This is a genomic window from Sphingomonas sp. 10B4 (genome assembly GCF_035019905.1).
Lineage (GTDB): Bacteria > Pseudomonadota > Alphaproteobacteria > Sphingomonadales > Sphingomonadaceae > Sphingomonas > Sphingomonas glacialis.
In genome coordinates, this window is record NZ_JASJVC010000002.1 from 24,007 (window position 1) to 42,363 (window position 18,357).

Here is an 18,357-nt window from a genome sequence, read left to right on the forward strand (position 1 = left end):
TTTACGAGCGTCGAGAATCAGAAGAAAAAGACCCTCACCCAACCCTCTCCCGCAAAAGCGGGAGAGGGCTTTGAAGGCTTGCATTCAGTCCATCGTCAGCACGATCTTCCCGATATGATCCCCCGCCTCCATCCGCGCATGCGCAGCGGGGGCTTCGGCGAGCGGGAAGCTGCGGTCGAGGATCGGCTTTAGCCGGCCCGCTTCGACATGCGGCCACACCGTGCGGTGGAGTTCGTCGGCGACGAGGCTCTTGAACGCCGAATCGCGCGGACGCAGCGTCGATCCGGTCAGCGTCAGGCGGCGGCGCATGATGTCGAAGATCGGGATGGTGGCGGTCGCCCCGCCCTGCACCGCGATCGACACGTGCCGACCGTCTTCGGCCAGGCATTGGAGGTTGCGCGGCAAATAGTCGCCGCCGACCATGTCGAGCACGACCGCGCAGCCCTGGCCGTCGGTGATCTTGGCGACCCGTTCGACGAAATCCTCGGTCTTGTAATTGATCGCATGCGCCGCGCCGAGTTTCAGCGCCGAGGCGCATTTGTCGTCGGAGCCCGCAGTGATGATCACGCTCAGCCCGAAGATCGCGCCGAGGCTGATCGCCATCGTCCCGATCCCGCTCGTCCCGCCATGCACCAGCACGGTGTCGCCTTCGGTCGCATACCCACGCTCGAACAAATTGGTCCACACGGTGAAGAGCGTTTCGGGCAAAGCCGCTGCCTCGATCATCGACAAGGCATGCGGCACGGGCAGCACTTGCCCCGCCGCAACCGCGACATATTCGGCATAGCCGCCACCCGCGAGCAAGGCGCAGACGGGCTGCCCCATCAGCTCGAAATCGACGTCAGCGCCTTGCGCGACGACGATTCCCGACACCTCGAGCCCCGGGATCGACGGCGCGCCCGGCGGCGGCGCGTAGCCGCCCTTGCGCTGGAGCACGTCGGGCCGGTTGACCCCGGCCGCGGCCACACGGATCAGCACTTCGTCGGGGCGCAGCGTCGGAACGGGCCGTTCGACCACGCGCAGGACTTCGGGTCCGCCCGGACCATCGGGGTCGATTGCGCGCATGGTATCCGGAATTCCGTCCATCGATCTTATGCCCCGTTTTGCCTGCGCGCCTTATTGACATGGCCGCTCGCCGGGTCAACGATCCTGCAATGGACTTGGACGAGATTCTCCCGAAACGCGCGGGCGATCCGCTCGCGGCGCTGCTCGCGCAGGACCTCGACCCGTTGTCGGTCGCGGAACTTGAGGCGCGGGTTGCCGCGCTGCAAACCGAGATCGCGCGCACAACCGCGAAGATGGAACACGCCGCCAGCCATCGCGTTGAAGCCGATAATCTGTTCAAGTATTGATGCCAGACAGCCCTCCTATCCGCTATAAGATGGCAGTAAGGGCGGCGAACGATTTTCAAGTGCTTGCAGTGGCGGATACGCCTTCCAACATAGGCGCAAAGGGCTGCGCTTTCGCCGCAGCCCGCAAGGAGTGAAGACCTGATGCCATCCTTTGCCTCCGCGCTTGAAACCACGCTTCACAAGGCGTTGGAAGCCGCGTCGTCACGTCGCCACGAATATGCGACGCTCGAACACTTGCTGCTGGCGCTGATCGATGACGAGCATGCCTCGAAGGTGATGCAGTCGTGCAACGTCGATACCGCCGAGCTGACCGCGACCGTCAAACATTATCTCGATACCGAGCTCGAAGCCTTGAAGGTCGATGCGGCGACCGACCCCTCGCCGACCAGCGGCTTCCAGCGCGTCGTCCAGCGCGCGATCCTCCACGTCCAGTCGTCGGGCCGCGACGAAGTGACCGGCGCGAACGTGCTCGTCGCTCTGTTCAGCGAGCGCGAGAGCTATGCCGTCTATTTCCTGCAGCAGCAGGACATGAGCCGGCTCGATGCGGTGAGCTTCATCAGCCACGGCGTCGGCAAGGGCGGCGCGGCACCCGAAGCGTCAACTCCCAAGGGCGTCGAGGAAGAGAAGCCGCAAAAGCCCGGCGAGAAGGGCAAGAGCGAGTCTGCGCTCAAGCAGTTCTGCGTCGATCTCAACGAGAAGGCCAAGAAGGGCAAGGTCGATCCGCTGATCGGTCGCGGCCCCGAGGTCGATCGCACCGTGCAGATCCTGTGCCGTCGTTCGAAGAACAACCCGCTTTATGTCGGCGATCCCGGTGTCGGGAAAACCGCGATCGCGGAAGGCCTCGCGCGGAAAATCGTCGAGGGGAATGTTCCCGAGGTGCTGCTGCCGGCGGTGATTTACTCGCTCGACATGGGCGCGCTTCTGGCCGGCACGCGCTATCGCGGTGACTTCGAGGAACGCCTCAAGGCGGTCGTCACCGAGCTCGAGAAGATGCCCGATGCGATCCTGTTCATCGACGAGATCCACACCGTGATCGGTGCCGGCGCGACCAGCGGCGGGGCGATGGACGCGTCGAACCTGTTGAAGCCGGCGCTGTCGGGCGGGACGATCCGCTGCATCGGCTCGACGACGTACAAGGAGTTCCGCAACCACTTCGAGAAGGACCGCGCGCTGCTGCGGCGCTTCCAGAAGATCGACGTCAACGAGCCGACGATCGAGGACACGATCAAGATTCTCGCGGGCCTGCGCTCGGCGTTCGAGGACCATCACAAGGTCAAGTACACCCCCGACGCGATCAAGTCGGCGGTGGAGCTCAGCGCGCGCTACATCAACGACCGCAAGCTGCCCGACAAGGCGATCGACGTGATCGACGAAGTCGGCGCGATGCAGATGCTGGTGCCGCTTGCCAAGCGCAAGAAGACGATCACCAGCCGCGAGATCGAGCAGGTCATCGCGACGATGGCGCGCATCCCGCCAAAGTCGGTCTCGACCGACGACACCAAAGCGCTCGAATCGCTCGAGACCGATCTCAAGCGCGTGGTGTTCGGGCAGAATGCCGCGATCGAGAAGCTGGCGTCGGCGATCAAGCTGTCGCGCGCTGGCTTGCGCGATCCCGAGAAGCCGATCGGCAACTATCTGTTCACCGGCCCGACGGGCGTCGGCAAGACCGAAGTCGCCAAGCAGCTCGCGACGATCATGGGGATTCCGCTCCAGCGGTTCGACATGTCCGAATATATGGAACGCCACTCGGTCTCGCGGCTGATCGGTGCGCCGCCGGGCTATGTCGGGTTCGACCAGGGCGGTTTGCTCACCGATGCGATCGACCAGCAGCCGCATTCGGTGCTGTTGCTCGACGAGATCGAGAAGGCGCATCCCGATTTGTTCAACATCCTGTTGCAGGTGATGGACAACGGACGCCTGACCGACCAGCACGGCAAGACGGTCGACTTCCGCAACGTCATCCTGATCATGACGACCAATGCGGGTGCCAGCGACATGGCGCGCGAAACGCTCGGCTTCGGCAACCTCACCCGTGAGGGCGAGGACGAGCAGGCGGTGCAGAAGATGTTCACGCCCGAGTTCCGCAACCGCCTCGATGCGATCGTGCCGTTCGGCTATCTGCCGACCGAAGTGGTCGCGCGCGTGGTCGACAAGTTCATCCTGCAGCTCGAGCTGCAGCTGGCTGACCGCAACGTCCATATCAAGCTCGACGACGAATCGAAGACGTGGCTCACCACCAAGGGCTATGACAAGCTCTACGGTGCCCGCCCGATGGGCCGTTTGATCCAGGAAAAGATCAAGCAGCCGCTCGCCGAGGAATTGCTGTTCGGCAAGCTGGTCCATGGCGGCGAGGTGACGGTCAAGCTGAAGGACAACGCGCTTGCGTTCGAGATCACTTCGGCCCCACCCAAGAAGCCCAAGAAGAAGCCGGTGAGCCGCACCGACAAGGACACGACCGCGGTAAAGTGACCGATATGACCGCTGGGTGCGAACACCGCGTTCGCGCCCGGCGGTCCTGTTTGCCGTAGAGACCGCTGGCCCGGCGATCGAGATTGCGCCCAGCTGCAATCCGTCCAGCCGCAATCCCTTCCGCCGCAATCCCTCCAGCCGCATTAACGGTCTTTTCGTCAAAGGCGCTCTATGGCGCCGCTATGCAAAGTGCGCCGCACTACCGTCTTTTGAGCCTTGTCGCCGCTGTTCTGCTGGCGCTTGGCTGGTCACGCCCCGTCACTGCGCAGACCGACCGATCCGGCCAGCCGGTCTCTGTCTGTGTCGTCCGCGCCCACCCTGGGATGACGCCGCAGTCGCTGTTTGTCGGCACGACACGCTTCGACTGCAATCCGCAACAGACGACGCTTGGCGGCGGCGATTACTGGGTCCGCTCGGTTCCGGTGCAGCGATCGGGTCCGGTCGAAATCCGCGTCGCCAGCCTGTGGCAGCGCGCCGTGACGCTCTACGCGCTCTACGCCGATGGCACGATCGTATCGCAACGGCTCGATCAACAAGGCACGATGCGGCATATCCAGCTCGGCGCGATCGTCGGCCAGCCGCTGCCCGCGCGCGGTGCACCGCTGGTTCGATTGCTCTGGCATGTCGAGGGTGCTGCCAACCTGCGCGGCATCCTGCGCGATGCGCGGATCGCGACGCCCGAACAAGCCGTGCGATCGAACCTGCTGCTGGCCGCGCTGTATGGCGGGTTCGCCGGCCTGTGCATCGCGCTGTTCACCTATAATCTGGCGCTGTGGGCGACGCTGCGACATCGATTCCAGCTTGCGTATTGCGCGATGGTGCTGGGCTTGTTGTGCTACGCCATTTCCTCGTCGGGCGCGCTCGCCTGGGCTTGGCCCGAGCTTGCCAATAACGACCGGATGCGCATCAACTACCTTACGCTCGGCGTATCGGCGGTGGCGGCCCTGCTGTTTGCGCGGACCTTTTTCGAGCCGCGCGTCTTTGCAGGCGGGCTGGGGCGACTGTTCACCGTTGCCGCCGCGACGATGCTCGCGGCGACGCTCGGCTATGCGCTGTTCGGGCCGAGCAATGTCTGGCTGCTCGACCGCTGCTTTACCTTGGCGTTTGCCGGCCAATTGCTTGTCGTGGGACCGATGCTGTGGCGCGCGTGGCGGACGCGGAGCAACTATCTGTGGCTGTTCGCACTCGCCTGGGGTGCGCCCGTATTCGTCGCCTGCTTCCGCGTGGCGAGCGGGCTCAGCCTGATCCAGTGGAACTTCTGGATCGACAATTCGACGATCGTGATGATGACACTCGAAGCCTTGCTGTCGAGCTTTAAGATTGCCTACCGCGTGCGCGTGCTCAGTCTCGAGCGCGATGCCGCGCGCGAAGGCGAGCTCGCCGCGCTGTTGCTCGCCGAGATCGATCCGCTGACCGGCCTGCTCAACCGCCGTGCCTTTCTGGCGGCCGCGATCGGGCGCACGGGCGAGCAAATGCTGCTCATCCTCGATCTCGACCATTTCAAGCTGATCAACGAAACGATCGGCCATGACGGCGGCGACGACGTGCTCCGCGCGGTCGCGCGCACGCTGCAACTGTCGGTTCCCGACGCGGCGCTCGTCGCGCGGATCGGCGGCGAGGAATTTGCGATCGTGCTTCCCGCCGACACCCCGATCGAACCCCGCGACATTCTCGACCGATTGCGCGCGACGCGGATGCCGTACGACGTCGCGGTGACCGCGAGCATCGGCAAATGCATTGGCCCATTGCACCGTGAAGTCGATTGGAAGGCGCTCTACGGCGCCGCCGACCGGGCCTTGTACGACGCCAAGAGCGCCGGGCGCGATCGCGCGCGGATCCGCGCGCTGCCCGACCGCATCGCCGCGTGAGACGCCTTGCCGCGAATCGGCACTGAGCGTACAAGCGCAGCCCAAGGGGATATGCTGTGCGCAACCGTCGCATCATGGTCGGGTTCGTCGCAGTCGTCGCGCTGATCGCGGTGGCGCGCCATCCGAGCGCCGATATCCAGATCCTCACCCATGATTCAACCGACCCCGCGCCGCATCGGATGAAGGCCGCGATCGATCTCGGTCTCGTCGGCATTTCGGTGCTGGTGACCTGGACGGGAAACCATTTGTAATCCGCTGACTATCCGCGGACGGCGCCGGTGGGTTGCCGGGAACGGAAGGCTTGCTTACACACGTGTCAATGAGCGATCCTGAAGCCGTTTGGCACGAATCCTATCGTCACCCCACTGCCTGGGACAGCGTCTATCCGCCGCTTTCGGTGGTGGATATGTTCGATCAATCGGCCGCCAGCGCGGGCAAGGCGCCGCTGATCGATTTCCTCGGGCGGCATTACAGTTATGCCGAGACGCTCGACGGCGCCAATCGCGTCGCGGCGGGGTTGCAGGCGCTGGGCTATGGTCCGGGTGACCGGATCGGGCTGTTCCTGCCCAATGCGCCGCATTATCTCGCGGCCTATTACGGCATCCTCAAGCTCGGCGCGACGGTGGTCAATTTCTCGCCGCTCTACACCGTTGCCGAGCTCGCACATCAAGTCGAGGATTCGGGGACGCGCGTGCTGTTCACGCTGTCCGCCAGCGCGCTGCTCCCGACCGCGCTGAAAGTGCTCGAGACCAGCCAGCTCGAGCGGCTGATCGTCGGGTCGATCGCGGGTGCGCTGCCCGCCTCGAAATCGATCCTCTACCGGCTGTTCAAGCGCAAGGAAGTCACGCCGCGCCCGAACGATCCGCGCATCCTGAGCTTTTCGGGGCTGATCGCCAATGACGGCAAGCACGCGCCCGCGACGATCGATCCGATCGCCGACGTCGCGTTGATCCAATATACCGGTGGTACCACCGGCACCCCCAAGGGCGCGATGCTGACGCACCAGAATCTGTCGGCCAATGCGCGGCAGGTAATGGGGATCGACCCGCACCCGAACGAACCCGACCGTATTCTCGGCGTGCTGCCGCTGTTCCACGTCTTCGCCAACACCTGCGTGCTCAACCGTACCGTGCTCAACCGCGGATGCATCGTGATGCTGCCGCGCTTCGAGGCTGGCGCGGTGCTCGGCGCGATCACGCGGACCAAGGCGACCGCGCTTCCGGGCGTGCCGACGATGTACCAGGCGCTGCTCGACCATCCCGACATCACCAAGACCGATTTCTCGTCGTTGCGCGTCTGCATCTCGGGCGGCGCACCGCTCGCGGCCGAGTTGAAGGCGAAGTTCGAAGCGGCGACCGGGGCGACCGTGGTCGAGGGCTATGGCCTGTCGGAAAGCTCGGGCGTGCTGTCGGCCAATCCGTACGAGCGGCCCGGCAAGACCGGCAGCATCGGCCAGCCGATCCCGTCGACGCATCTGCGGCTCGTCGACAAGGCCGATCCGACCCAGCCCCCGCCCCCCGGCGAGCCAGGCGAGATTGTCGCGAAGGGGCCGCAGATCATGAAGGGCTATTGGAACCGGCCCGACGCCGATGGCGAAGTGTTCGTCACCAATGCCGCAGGGCGCTGGCTGCGCACCGGCGATGTCGGCACGATCGACGAAGACGGCTTCGTGCGGATCGTCGACCGGTTGAAGGACATGCTGTCGGTATCGGGCTTCAAGGTCTTCCCGAGCCAGATCGAGGCGATCCTGCACCATCATCCTGCGGTCAAGGAAGCGATGGTGATCGGCCTCCCCGACCCGTATCGCGGCGAGCAGCCGCGCGCGTATGTCACGCTCAACGAGGAGGTCGCGGCGACCGGCGCGGAGTTGCGCGACTGGCTCAACCCGCAGCTCGGGCGGCACGAAAGGGTGGACGACGTGGTGATCCGCCTGACGATGCCCAAGACAATGATCGGCAAGCTCAGCCGCAAGGATCTGATCGCCGAGGTGATGGCGGAGACGCCGGCCGTATGACCGCTTCCCCGCCCGTCATTCCCAAGAAACCGGGTGCCTGGCTTTCTTGGGAATAGCGGAGTGGCTGCGCACCGTATGACAGTTGCGTGAAGGTCAACGATTCCGATTGTAACAATCTGTCTGCATAGACCCAAGACCAGTAAGGCTTCGGGGTTGTCGACGATGGACGCTGTGACCAAGATCGCAATGAATGGTCTGTCGGGCGGCACGATCGCCGATCTGGCGGACTTCGCGCACTCGCAACCGTCGATCCCCGAGCGGACGATCAGCGAGCGTCGGCGCTATCGCACGATCTGGATCTCCGACATCCATCTCGGCACGCGCGGCTGCAATGCCGATCTGCTGATCGACTTTCTCGACCATGTCGACAGCGAGACGCTCTATCTCGTCGGCGACATCATCGACGGCTGGCGGCTCAAGAAGAAATTCTACTGGCCCGCCGCACATAACGACGTCGTGTGGCGCCTGCTCAAGCGCGCCAAGCGCGGCGCGCATGTCGTCTACATCCCCGGCAATCACGACGAAGTCGTCCGCCAGTTCTGCGGGCTCGATTTCGGCGGCATCGCGATCCGCCGCAACGCGGTGCATGAAACCGCCGACGGGCGTCGGTTGTTGGTGCAGCATGGCGACGAATTCGATGCAATCACCCTCGCGCACCGCTGGCTGGCGCATGTCGGCGATGCGGCGTACGAATTCATGATGGCGCTCAATCGCTGGGTGAACGCCTATCGCCGCGCTTTCAGCTTGCCCTATTGGTCGCTGTCGAAGCATGCCAAGGCCAAGGTGAAGAACGCGGTCCAGTTCATCTCCAATTACGAAGAGATCGTCGCGCAGGCGGCTGGCGCGCGTGGTGTCGACGGGGTCGTTTGCGGCCATATCCACACCGCCGAGTTCCGTGATATCAACGGCATTGCCTATTATAACGACGGCGACTGGGTGGAAGGCTGCACGGCCTTGGTCGAGCATTTCGACGGGAGAATGGAATTGCTGCACTGGGCCGACGAGATTGCCGCGCGGGAAACGTCCCGGCCGACGGCGCAGATCGAGATGTTGGCGGCCTGACCCGCGTGCGGATCGCCATCGCCACCGATGCATGGAGCCCCCAGGTCAACGGGGTCGTGCGCACCTTGCAAGCGGTGCGTGCCGAACTCGAGCGCCAGGGCCATGAGGTGCTGATCGTCTCGCCCGATCTGTTCTATTCGATGCCGTGCCCGACCTATCCCGAGATCCGCCTGGCCTTTGCCAGCACCGCGAGCGTCGGCAAGATGCTCGCCGATTTCGCGCCCAACGCGATCCACCTCGCGACCGAGGGGCCAGTGTGCCTTGCCGCGCGGCGCTGGTGCCTGACGCGCGGGTTTCCCTTCACCACCGCCTATCATACGCAGTTCCCCGATTACGTCTCGGCGCGGACCGGGGTGAACCCCGAATGGGTGTGGCGCTACATTCGCTGGTTCCACTGGCCCGCCCAGTCGATCCTCGCCTCAACGCCGTCGATCGCGGCGACGCTCAAGTCGCATGACCTCACCAAGATCCGCCACTGGGGCCGCGGCGTCGATCTCGGGACGTTTGGTCCGCAAGTCGCCCCGCTTGCAGCGATCGAAGCGCTCAAGGCGACGAGCGGCGGGCCGATCCAGCTCTATGTCGGGCGCGTCGCGGTCGAGAAGAATATCGAGGCGTTCCTTACCGCCAAGCATCCCGGCACCAAGGTGATCGTCGGCGACGGCCCGGCACGCGCCACGCTTGTCGCGCGCTACCCCGACGCGCATTTCCTCGGGCCATTGTTCGGCGCCGATCTCGCCGGCGCCTATGCCGCCGCCGACGTCTTCGTTTTCCCGAGCCGCACCGACACGTTCGGCCTGGTGATGATCGAAGCGCTCGCCAGCGGCACCCCCGTCGCGGCCTACCCAGTGACCGGGCCAGTCGATGTGCTCACCCCGCAGGTCGGCGCAATGGACGAGGATCTCGACACCGCGATCGCCACCGCGCTGACCCGCGACCGTGCCGCCTGCGCGGCTTATGGCCAGACCTTCACCTGGGAAGCGAGCGCGCGCCAGTTCCTCGGTGCGCTCGTTCCCGTGGAGCATCCCGAGGCGATCGCGGCCTAGCGTGCAACCGCGCTTGCCACCCCCCCGCATTCGCTCTACATTGCATGTCAGCATAAGTGGCCGCTCCGAAAGGGGCGGCCCTTTCCGTTTTTGAGGAGTATCCCGTGGCCCAGCCGCTCATGCCGCACGCGACCGCCGCTTGGCTCGTCGACAATACCGCGCTCAGCTTCGAGCAGATCGCCGAATTTTGCGGCCTGCACATCCTCGAGGTCCAGGCGATCGCCGATGACACCGCCGCGACCAAGCTGACCGGCCGCGACCCGATCCGTGCGCACGAGCTGACGCAGGACGAGATCGACAAGGGCCAGGCCGATCCGGAGTACACGCTCAAGATCCTCAAGGGGCCCGAGCAGGTCCGCCGCACCAAGGGGCCGCGCTACACCCCGGTGTCGAAGCGGTCGGACAAGCCCGACGGCATTTCGTGGATCATCCGCAACCATCCCGAGATCAGCGACGGCGCGATCGGCCTGCTGATCGGCACGACGCGCACGACGATCGCGGCGATCCGCGACCGCAGCCACTGGAATATCGCCAACATCACCCCGAAGGATCCGGTGACGCTCGGCCTGACGACGCAGCGCGAGCTCGATGCGGCGGTCGCCAAGGCCGCCAAGGCGGCTGGCCTCGAAGCTCCGGTCGACACGCGGCTCGAGGGTGACCGCGAAGCGCTGATCACCGAGCTGCGCGCGCAGCGCGACCAGCTCGCGCGCGACGCCGAAGCCGCCGAGAATGGCGAAGTCGTCGCCCCGCGCGCCGAGCCGACCGCCGAGACGCTGTTCAAGCGCTGATGTAATCTGTCACCCCCGCGAAAGCGGGGGTCCCGCTTCTACCGCCGGCCCGGAGAAGAAGCGGGATTCCCGCTTTTGCGGGAATGACGGCAGAAGGGGTCCGGGAAGTAAGATGACCCAGCCTCCCCGCTTCGATTTCACCATCCACGCCACCGACGGCAAGGCGCGGACCGGCGAAATCGCGATGCGCCGCGGCACGATCCGCACCCCGGCTTTCATGCCCGTCGGCACCGCCGCGACGGTCAAGGGCGTCAAGCCCGCCGACGTCCGCGCAACCGGCGCCGACATCCTGCTCGGCAACACCTATCACTTGATGCTCCGCCCCGGCGCCGAACGCGTCGCGCGATTGGGGGGCTTGCACGATTTCATGGGCTGGGACCGCCCGATCCTCACCGACAGCGGCGGCTATCAGGTGATGAGCCTGTCCGACCTGACCAAGCGCGACGAGAATGGCGTGACCTTCAAGTCGCACCTCGACGGCTCGCGCCACACGCTCAGCCCGGAGCGCTCGATCGAAATCCAGCGGCTGCTCGGCTCGGACATCGTGATGGCGTTCGACGAGCTGGTGCCGACCACCTCGACGCCCGAAGTGCAGGCAGCCGCAATGGCGCGCTCGATGCGCTGGGCCAAGCGCTCGCGCGATGCGTTCGACGGCGGCGGCGCGCATGCCGAGGGCGCCGCGATCTTCGGCATCCAGCAAGGTGCGCTCGACCAGACGCTGCGCGGCGACAGCGCGGCGGCACTGATCGACATCGGGTTCGACGGCTATGCGGTCGGCGGGCTCGCGGTCGGCGAAGGGCAGGAGGCGATGTTCGCGTGTCTCGACTTCGCGCCGGGCCAGCTTCCCGTCGACAAGCCGCGCTACCTGATGGGCGTCGGCAAGCCGACCGACATCGTCGGCGCGGTCGAGCGCGGGATCGACATGTTCGACTGCGTGCTGCCGACGCGCTCGGGGCGCACCGGCCAGGCGTTCACGCGCAACGGCCCGATCAACATCCGCAACGCGAAATTCGCCGAGGACCAGGGGCCGCTCGATCCCGCGTGCGGCTGCCCGACCTGCCAGCATCCCGAGCACGGTGGGAGCCGCGCCTATCTGCACCATTTGGTCCGATCCGGGGAAATCCTTGGCGCGATGTTGATGACCGAGCACAATCTGTGGTTCTATCAGGCGATGATGGCCGACCTGAGGGCAGCAATCGCGGCGGGGCGGCTCAAAGCCTTCGCCGATGCGTTCCGACAGGCATATGAGAGCCACGCAGAGAGGGTGTAATGTCCAAGATCAACGAAATCGAAGCCGCCGCGCTCGAACACAAGCGCGTCCGTGATGCCGCCGAAGCGAAGGGTGAGAAGCACGGCAACTGGCCGGTCGCGCCGATCGCGATCGGGGTGGGTGTCGGATCGGCCGCGCTGGCGGCGGCGCTGCTCTACGTGAACCGCTCGAAGAAGCCGTAAGCGCCGTGACCCCGGCCTTGTGCCGGGGTCCACCGTGCCGCGTAGTCACCGTGCGATCATCGAACGCTGCGCAAGCATCGGAGTGGCCCCCGGCACAAGGCCGGGGTGACGATGTATCGGGTGGTGTGCCATCTGATTGACACAGCCCCCGCTGCCGCGCGACACAGGGGCGCAACGCCGCCCCCATCCGGAGCCTCCCTTTATGCTGTCCCGTGCCGCCCTCCTGCTGGGCGCCGCCCTGCTCCCGCTCACCGCCGCCACCGCGCAACCCGCTCCGACCACACCCGCCCCCGCGATCAAGCCAATCGCCTTTACCGAGCGCACGCTCGCCAATGGCCTGCGCGTCTATGCGATTCGCGACACGACCACGCCCAACGTCTCGGTGCAGGTCTGGTACGATGTCGGCTCGAAGGACGATCCCGCCGGGCGTTCGGGCTTCGCGCACATGTTCGAGCATTTGATGTTCAAGGCGACGCGCAACCTCGTCTCCGAACAGTTCGACCGGCTGACCGAGGATGTCGGCGGCAACAACAACGCCTCGACCAATGACGATTACACCGAATATCACGAGACGATCCCGGCGAACCACCTTCAGCGGCTGCTGTTCGCCGAGGCCGACCGCATGGCCGCGCTCGTTGTCGAGCCCAAGAGCTTCGCCTCCGAACGCGACGTGGTGAAGGAGGAGCTGCGCCAGAACACCAACGCTCGTCCCTACGGCAAGCTGTTCTCGCTCTATTTCCCCGCAGTGTCCTACATGCGTCATCCGTACGCACGCGGCACGATCGGCAGCCTCGACAATCTCGAGAGCGCGCAAATCGACGACGTCCGCGCGTTCCACGCGACCTATTACCGGCCCGACAATGCCGTGCTCGTCGTCTCGGGCAATTTCGATGCGGCGCAGCTCGATGGCTGGGTCGACCAGTATTTCGCGAAGATCAAGCGCCCGGCGACTCCGATCCCGCGCGTCACCGTGGCCGAGCCCGAGCGCACCAAGGCGACGCATTACGTCGTTCACGAAGCCAATACGCCGCTGCCTGCGGTGATGATCAGCTATCCGATCCCGGCCGACAACCATCCCGACGGCCCCGCATTGAGCGTGCTCAACGCGGTGCTGTCGCAGGGCGAGAGCTCGCGGTTGTACGAATCGCTCGTCTATCGCGACCAGCTCGCACAGAGCGCCGAGAGCGTACTCGATTCGAAGCAAGGCCCGGGCAATCTCGCGGTGTTCGCGATCCTCGCGGGCGGAAAGACCGCAGCAGCGGGCGAGACAGCGCTGCGCCGCGAAGTCGCGCGGCTGCGCGATACCCCGGTGAGTGCCGCCGAACTCGCCGAGGCGAAGAACGAGATCCTGACGAGCGCACTCCAGGCGCGCGAGACTGCCGAGGGCAAGGGCCGCACGATCGCCTCGTCGGTGATCATCGACGGCGACGCGCGCGCCGCCGACCGGCAGCTCGCCGCGATCGGCCGCGTCACCGCCGCCGACGTCCAGCGCGTCGCCGCCAAATATCTGCGCGACCAGCGTTCGGCGACGATCCAGTATCTCCCCGAGGATGCGGCCGCCAAGGCACCGCAGAACGACCGGATCGAAGTCGCCGACACCGTCGTTGTCACGCCATTGGTCGCGCCCGGCAAGATCGAGGTGGTGACGCCCGCGAGCGCTGCCGACCGCATCGCCCCGCCGCCGCCCGCCGCCGCGATCGCCGCAGCCGCACCGGTGACGCACGAATTCGCGCTCGCCAACGGGATGCGCGTCGTCGTGGTCGAGAAGCACGACCTGCCGCTGCTCACCGCGTTGCTCGTCGCGCAGGGCGGCGGCGCGCTCGATCCGGCGAACCGCGCCGGATTGGGCAACCTGACCGCCGATCTGCTGACCAAGGGGACCAAGACGCGCTCGGCGACCGAGATCGCACGCCAGATCGAGTCGCTCGGCGGCTCGATCTCGAGCGATGCGAGCTTCGACGGATCGAGCGTCGAGGTGACGGTCAAGTCCGACCAGGCCTCCCCCGCGCTCGCGATCCTGGCGGACGTCGCGCGCAATCCGGTGTTCGCGCCGGAGGAGATCGAACGGGCCCGCGCGCAGACGATCGATGGTGTCCAGGTCGCGATAAAGAATCCGAGCCAGCTGGGTGGGCTCGTCGCCGCGCGTGTCGCCTTGGGCGACGCGCCTTATGCGCATCCGCTGACGGGCACGCCGACGTCGTTGAAGGCGATCACACGTGCCGACATCGAGCGCGCCTATGCGCAAGCTTGGAAAGCCGACACAGCGGCGCTGGTTCTGGTCGGCGACGTCACTCCGACCGCTGCCAAAGCTTTGGCCGAGCAAAGCTTCGGCACCTGGGACGGCTCAACCGCAGAAATTCAATACGAGGATGTTCCACGTCGCCCAATCGTCCGCACCATACCAAAGCCGCGCGTCGTCGTGGTCGACATGCCGGGCGCGGGCCAGGCCGGGGTCGTCGTGGCGCGCCCGGGAATCGCGCGCAGCGATCCGGCTTATTATCCTGCGGCGGTCGCCAATACGGTGCTCGGCGGCGGTTTCTCGTCGCGGCTCAACCAGGAGATCCGCATCAAGCGCGGGCTTGCTTATGGCGCCGGGAGCAGCCTGCAGGCCGGTCGCCTGCCGGGCGTCGTCGCCGCGCGCACCTCGACCAAGAATCCGAGCGCGCCCGAGACGGTGTCGATCATCCTCGCCGAAATGAAGCGGCTTGGTGCCGAACCCGTCAGCGCGGCCGAGCTCGATACGCGCAAAGCGGTGTTGGTCGGCAATTTCGGCCGTGCGACCGAGACGACGGGCGGGATCGCCGGGACGGTCGGCGGCTATGTCGTCCAGGGCCTGCCGCTGAGCGAGCTCGGGCAGTACACGCAGCGCGTGTCGGCGGTCGATCCGGCGGCGGTGCAGGCGGCAGCGGCAAAGCTGCTCGATCCAGCGGCGGCTAGCGTCGTGGTGGTCGGCGATGCGAAGCTGTTCCTGCCCGAGCTGCGCAAGGCCTATCCGAACGTCGAGGTCATCGGCGCGGACGTGCTCAAGCTCGACAGCGCGGCGCTGCGCTGAGCGATCCCTGCAACCGTCACCCCGGCCGCGCCGGGGTGACCGACCCCCTGCATTAACCACCAATCGTATCGTCGCGAGACACCCCTAAATCAGCAGCATCGCAGCGCGCCAAAATCGGCTAAAGCGCGCGCGTGTATTTGCAGGCGGTCCTTGGCTGGGTGAAGATGCGGCGGCTGAGCAAGCTCGGTGCCGTCGGCCTGTGCGCGCTCGTGCTCGCGGGCGTATCGGCGCATGCGGCGCTTCGCGCGATCATCCTCCAGCACGCCAGGGCGGCGCAGCACGCCCCTGCGCCGAGCGGTTATGAGATCGAGGATCATTTCCCCGGCGCGGCGTATTTCAACGCGGCCGACGATGCGGTGCAGAGCGACAGCGCCCCGGCGCGCGGCGCGACCGGGACGATCGCACTCCCCGACCTGCCGCTCCCGGTCGGCGCGGCGGCGCTCGCGGGGGACACATCGGTCCGTCCCGCCCTCCCCTTTTCGATGGCGCGCGCGAGCGCGATCGATCGCGGGCGCGCGCTGCAATGCCTGACCACCGCGATCTATTATGAAGCCGCGAGCGAGCCCGATGCCGGGCAGCAAGCCGTCGCGCAGGTGATCCTCAACCGCGTGCGGCACCCGGCCTTCCCGGCGACGGTGTGCGGCGTGGTGTTCCAGGGCTCGGAACATACCGGTTGCCAGTTCAGCTTCGCGTGCGATGGCGCGCTCCAGCGTGGGAGCCCGTCGCAGGCCTATTGGCTGCGCGCGTTGAAGGTCGCCGCCGCGGCGCTCAACGGGCACGTGATGCCGCAAGTCGGGCTCGCGACGCATTACCATACCTATGCCGTCACCCCGGCGTGGAACCGCAGCCTCGTGATGACGGCGGCGATCGGCGCGCATTTCTTCCATCGCTGGCAGGGCGGCTGGGGCACGCCGGCGGCGTTCCGCCAGCCGTATCTGGGCGGCGAGCCGATCCCGGGCCCGCATCCGCGGCTCGATCCGCCGGCTCTTATGACGGCAGCCGTCGTGACGCCTGCGCTGCCCGCGGCCAAGCCGGTCACGATCCAGTCGGCCTATGCGCAAAGCGGCACGCCGATCGCCCCTGCAACCCCGGCTGCGGATACGCTCCCGGGTGACTCACAGATCCTCGATCGCTGGAAAGACTCGGGCAAGCCGCTGCGCTGAACTCGACTCTCGGTAGCGCCTCGCCCTCCCCCCGCTCGCCCTGAGCTCGTCGAAGGGCCGCTCTCCGCTTGCGCACGGTGCGCGAGCGGAGCGTGGGGCGTCTACACGCTCAGCCCGAACGGAGTGCGGTATCTACCGTTCGCGACGAACCTCCCTTACTTCTTCGCCGCCAGATACGTGTCGAACCACGCCCGCGTGCGCGCGACGACGTCGGCCGAATTGGCCGGCGCGCGGATGCCGTGGCCTTCCTCGGGATAGATCACCAGGCTGGTCGGAACGCCCATGTCCTTCAGCCCGTGCCAATATTCGATCGACTGCGTCGGCGGCACCTCGATGTCGCGCTCGCCGACATAGATGAAGGTCGGCGTCTTGGCGTTCTTGATGAAATTGACCGCCGAGACATCCTCATAGGCCTTGCGATCCTCGTACAGCGTCTTGCCGAAGAACGGCAGCATCCACTGGTCGATGCCGTTGGTGCCGTAATAGCTCACCCAGTTCGACAGCCCTGCCCCCGCGACGATCGCCTTGAAGCGGTTGGTCTGCGTGTTCGCCCACATCGCCATGAAGCCGCCATAGCTGCCGCCGGTCAGGCCGAGCCGCGCGTCGTCGACCGGGGCGACCTTCTCGACCGCGTCGATCCCGGTGAGGATGTCGCGCAGATCGCCGCCGCCGAAATCGCGCTTGTTGGCGGCGGTGAAGGCCTCGCCCTGGCCGTAGCTGCCGCGCGGATTGGGCAGGAAGATGTAATAGCCGGCATCGAGCATCGCGCCGTAGCCGCCGCCGAAATACGGCACGTTCGCCGCCGACGGACCGCCATGGACGATCGTGATCATCGGCGCCTTCGCCTTGGGATCGGCGCCGAGCGGGGCGAGCAGCCAGCCTTGGACGTCGAAGCCGTCATTCTTCCAGCTGATGCTGCGCGCGGTCATCTTGGCCGGGATCGCGTCATTGTCGTGCGTGATCTGGACGGGCGCATCGACCGGGCCGGCGAAGATCGCTGGGGCATGCGTGAAGTCCTGCACCACCGTGGCGACGGTCTTGCCATCGGCGCTCCACGCGGCCTTGGCATCGCCCGCGGCGAGGTTCGACGGGCGGCTCCAGCCGAAACCATCGGTGCTTGCGCGCTCGGCATAGAGCCCCATCCGGTCGCCGCGTAGCGCGGTGCCGCGGATGGCGGCGTCGCGCCACACAAGCGACGTCACCGTCAGCTTGCTGTTGGGCTGCGTGTTGCGTGGTTCGCCGCCGGCGAAGGGCACGGTCCAGACATCGCCGCCGACCGAGCCGAAATCGCTCATCAACCCGCCGATATAGGCGACGGTCTTGCCGTCGGGCGAGACGCGCGGGAAGTTGAGCTGTGTCCTGGGCTTGGCGATCGTGCGCACCGCGCCGGTCTTGGCGTCGACCGCGTCGAGCGTCGCGACCCACCAATTGTTGTCGCCATTGCCGAGCGCCGAGGTGACGACGAAGCCGCTGCCGTCGGGCGTCCAGTCATATTCGTAAATGTAGCGATCGGCCGGCGAAAGCGGCTGAACCTTGTCCGCCGTCATGCTGCCGCTCACGTCGAACACGGCGAGCCGCTGCTCGTCGCTCTTCTCGCCGATCTCGCCGATCTGGCGCACGCCGGCCTGCGCAGCGCCCGCTTCCTTCGCCGCGCCGATCGTGACGAGCAAGGCGATGCGCGACCCGTCGGGCGAGAAACGCGGCGTCTGTGCGATGCCGCTGATCGTCGCGACCGTATGCGGCTTGCCGTCATGGTCGACGAACAGCGTGACGAGCCCGGCCTTCTTGTCGCGCGTGAGATAGGCGAGGCTGCCGTCTGGCGCGAAGGTCAGACCCGACACCGAACACAGGGCGCCGCACGGATCGAAGCTGCGCAGCACCTTGCCGCTCGTCGCGCGAATCGTGATGCTGGTCTTGCTGCCCTCGCCGTCAATCGTCGCGATCCGGTCGCCCTGCGCCGACAGCGCGAGCCCGCCATAGGAATGCACCGTGGGTGCGGCGAGCGCCGGGCTGGCGGAAGCGGCGAGCAGAAAAGCGAACAGGCTGAGGCGCATGGCAGGGAAGCTCCGTCGAGTGATGGAGCGGGATAGCACA

At 66.3% G+C, this 18,357-nt stretch carries 14 protein-coding genes; 12 read left to right on the forward strand and 2 right to left on the reverse strand.

The features are described 5' to 3' along the window. Positions 1-84: 84 nt before the first annotated feature. Positions 85-1,065 carry an NAD(P)H-quinone oxidoreductase gene (locus QN347_RS00835; protein ID WP_322160638.1) on the reverse strand — a complete coding sequence of 327 codons (981 nt, stop codon included), beginning with the start codon at positions 1,063-1,065 and terminating at the stop codon, positions 85-87. Between the two features lie 89 nt (positions 1,066-1,154). Here QN347_RS00835 and QN347_RS00840 point away from each other — a divergent pair, with 89 nt between their 5' ends. From QN347_RS00840 to QN347_RS00895, 12 genes are all read left to right on the forward strand, one after another. Next, on the forward strand, positions 1,155-1,352 hold the full coding sequence (locus tag QN347_RS00840) for a DUF1192 domain-containing protein (protein WP_322160640.1): 198 nt from the start codon (positions 1,155-1,157) through the stop codon (positions 1,350-1,352). Positions 1,353-1,493: 141 nt separating this feature from the next. Continuing rightward, positions 1,494-3,821, forward strand: a complete 2,328-nt coding sequence (gene clpA, locus QN347_RS00845) for an ATP-dependent Clp protease ATP-binding subunit ClpA (protein WP_322160642.1) — start codon at positions 1,494-1,496, stop codon at positions 3,819-3,821. Between the two features lie 182 nt (positions 3,822-4,003). Further along, positions 4,004-5,689, forward strand: coding sequence for a diguanylate cyclase (locus QN347_RS00850; protein ID WP_323493947.1), 1,686 nt, complete (start codon positions 4,004-4,006; stop codon positions 5,687-5,689). A gap of 56 nt (positions 5,690-5,745) precedes the next feature. Then, entirely contained in the window at positions 5,746-5,940 is a 195-nt protein-coding gene (locus QN347_RS00855; protein WP_133190257.1) for a hypothetical protein, read from the forward strand. A 68-nt stretch (positions 5,941-6,008) separates the two neighbouring features. Then, the gene (locus tag QN347_RS00860; protein WP_322160646.1) at positions 6,009-7,703 is read left to right on the forward strand and encodes an AMP-binding protein; all 1,695 of its coding nucleotides are present in this window, start codon (positions 6,009-6,011) and stop codon (positions 7,701-7,703) included. 162 nt (positions 7,704-7,865) lie between these two features. After that, entirely contained in the window at positions 7,866-8,765 is a 900-nt protein-coding gene (locus QN347_RS00865) for a UDP-2,3-diacylglucosamine diphosphatase (protein ID WP_322160648.1), read from the forward strand. Between the two features lie 5 nt (positions 8,766-8,770). Continuing rightward, positions 8,771-9,808 carry a glycosyltransferase family 4 protein gene (locus QN347_RS00870; RefSeq protein WP_133190265.1) on the forward strand — a complete coding sequence of 346 codons (1,038 nt, stop codon included), beginning with the start codon at positions 8,771-8,773 and terminating at the stop codon, positions 9,806-9,808. 104 nt (positions 9,809-9,912) lie between these two features. Continuing rightward, a complete protein-coding gene (locus QN347_RS00875) occupies positions 9,913-10,596 on the forward strand; it encodes a DUF1013 domain-containing protein (protein ID WP_133190267.1) in 684 nt (227 codons plus the stop codon). 112 nt (positions 10,597-10,708) lie between these two features. After that, positions 10,709-11,866 carry a tRNA guanosine(34) transglycosylase Tgt gene (gene tgt, locus QN347_RS00880; RefSeq protein ID WP_322160651.1) on the forward strand — a complete coding sequence of 386 codons (1,158 nt, stop codon included), beginning with the start codon at positions 10,709-10,711 and terminating at the stop codon, positions 11,864-11,866. Next, positions 11,866-12,048 carry a hypothetical protein gene (locus QN347_RS00885; protein WP_133190271.1) on the forward strand — a complete coding sequence of 61 codons (183 nt, stop codon included), beginning with the start codon at positions 11,866-11,868 and terminating at the stop codon, positions 12,046-12,048. The genes tgt and QN347_RS00885 overlap by 1 nt, the downstream gene beginning before the upstream one ends. A 202-nt stretch (positions 12,049-12,250) precedes the next feature. Then, a complete protein-coding gene (locus QN347_RS00890; RefSeq protein WP_322160653.1) occupies positions 12,251-15,100 on the forward strand; it encodes a pitrilysin family protein in 2,850 nt (949 codons plus the stop codon). A 131-nt stretch (positions 15,101-15,231) separates the two neighbouring features. Then, a complete protein-coding gene (locus QN347_RS00895) occupies positions 15,232-16,263 on the forward strand; it encodes a cell wall hydrolase (RefSeq protein WP_322160655.1) in 1,032 nt (343 codons plus the stop codon). A 155-nt stretch (positions 16,264-16,418) separates the two neighbouring features. On the opposite strand, the gene QN347_RS00900 is transcribed toward QN347_RS00895, so the two are convergent. Then, on the reverse strand, positions 16,419-18,317 hold the full coding sequence (locus QN347_RS00900) for a S9 family peptidase (RefSeq protein WP_322160656.1): 1,899 nt from the start codon (positions 18,315-18,317) through the stop codon (positions 16,419-16,421). Between the last annotated feature and the right edge of the window lie 40 nt (positions 18,318-18,357).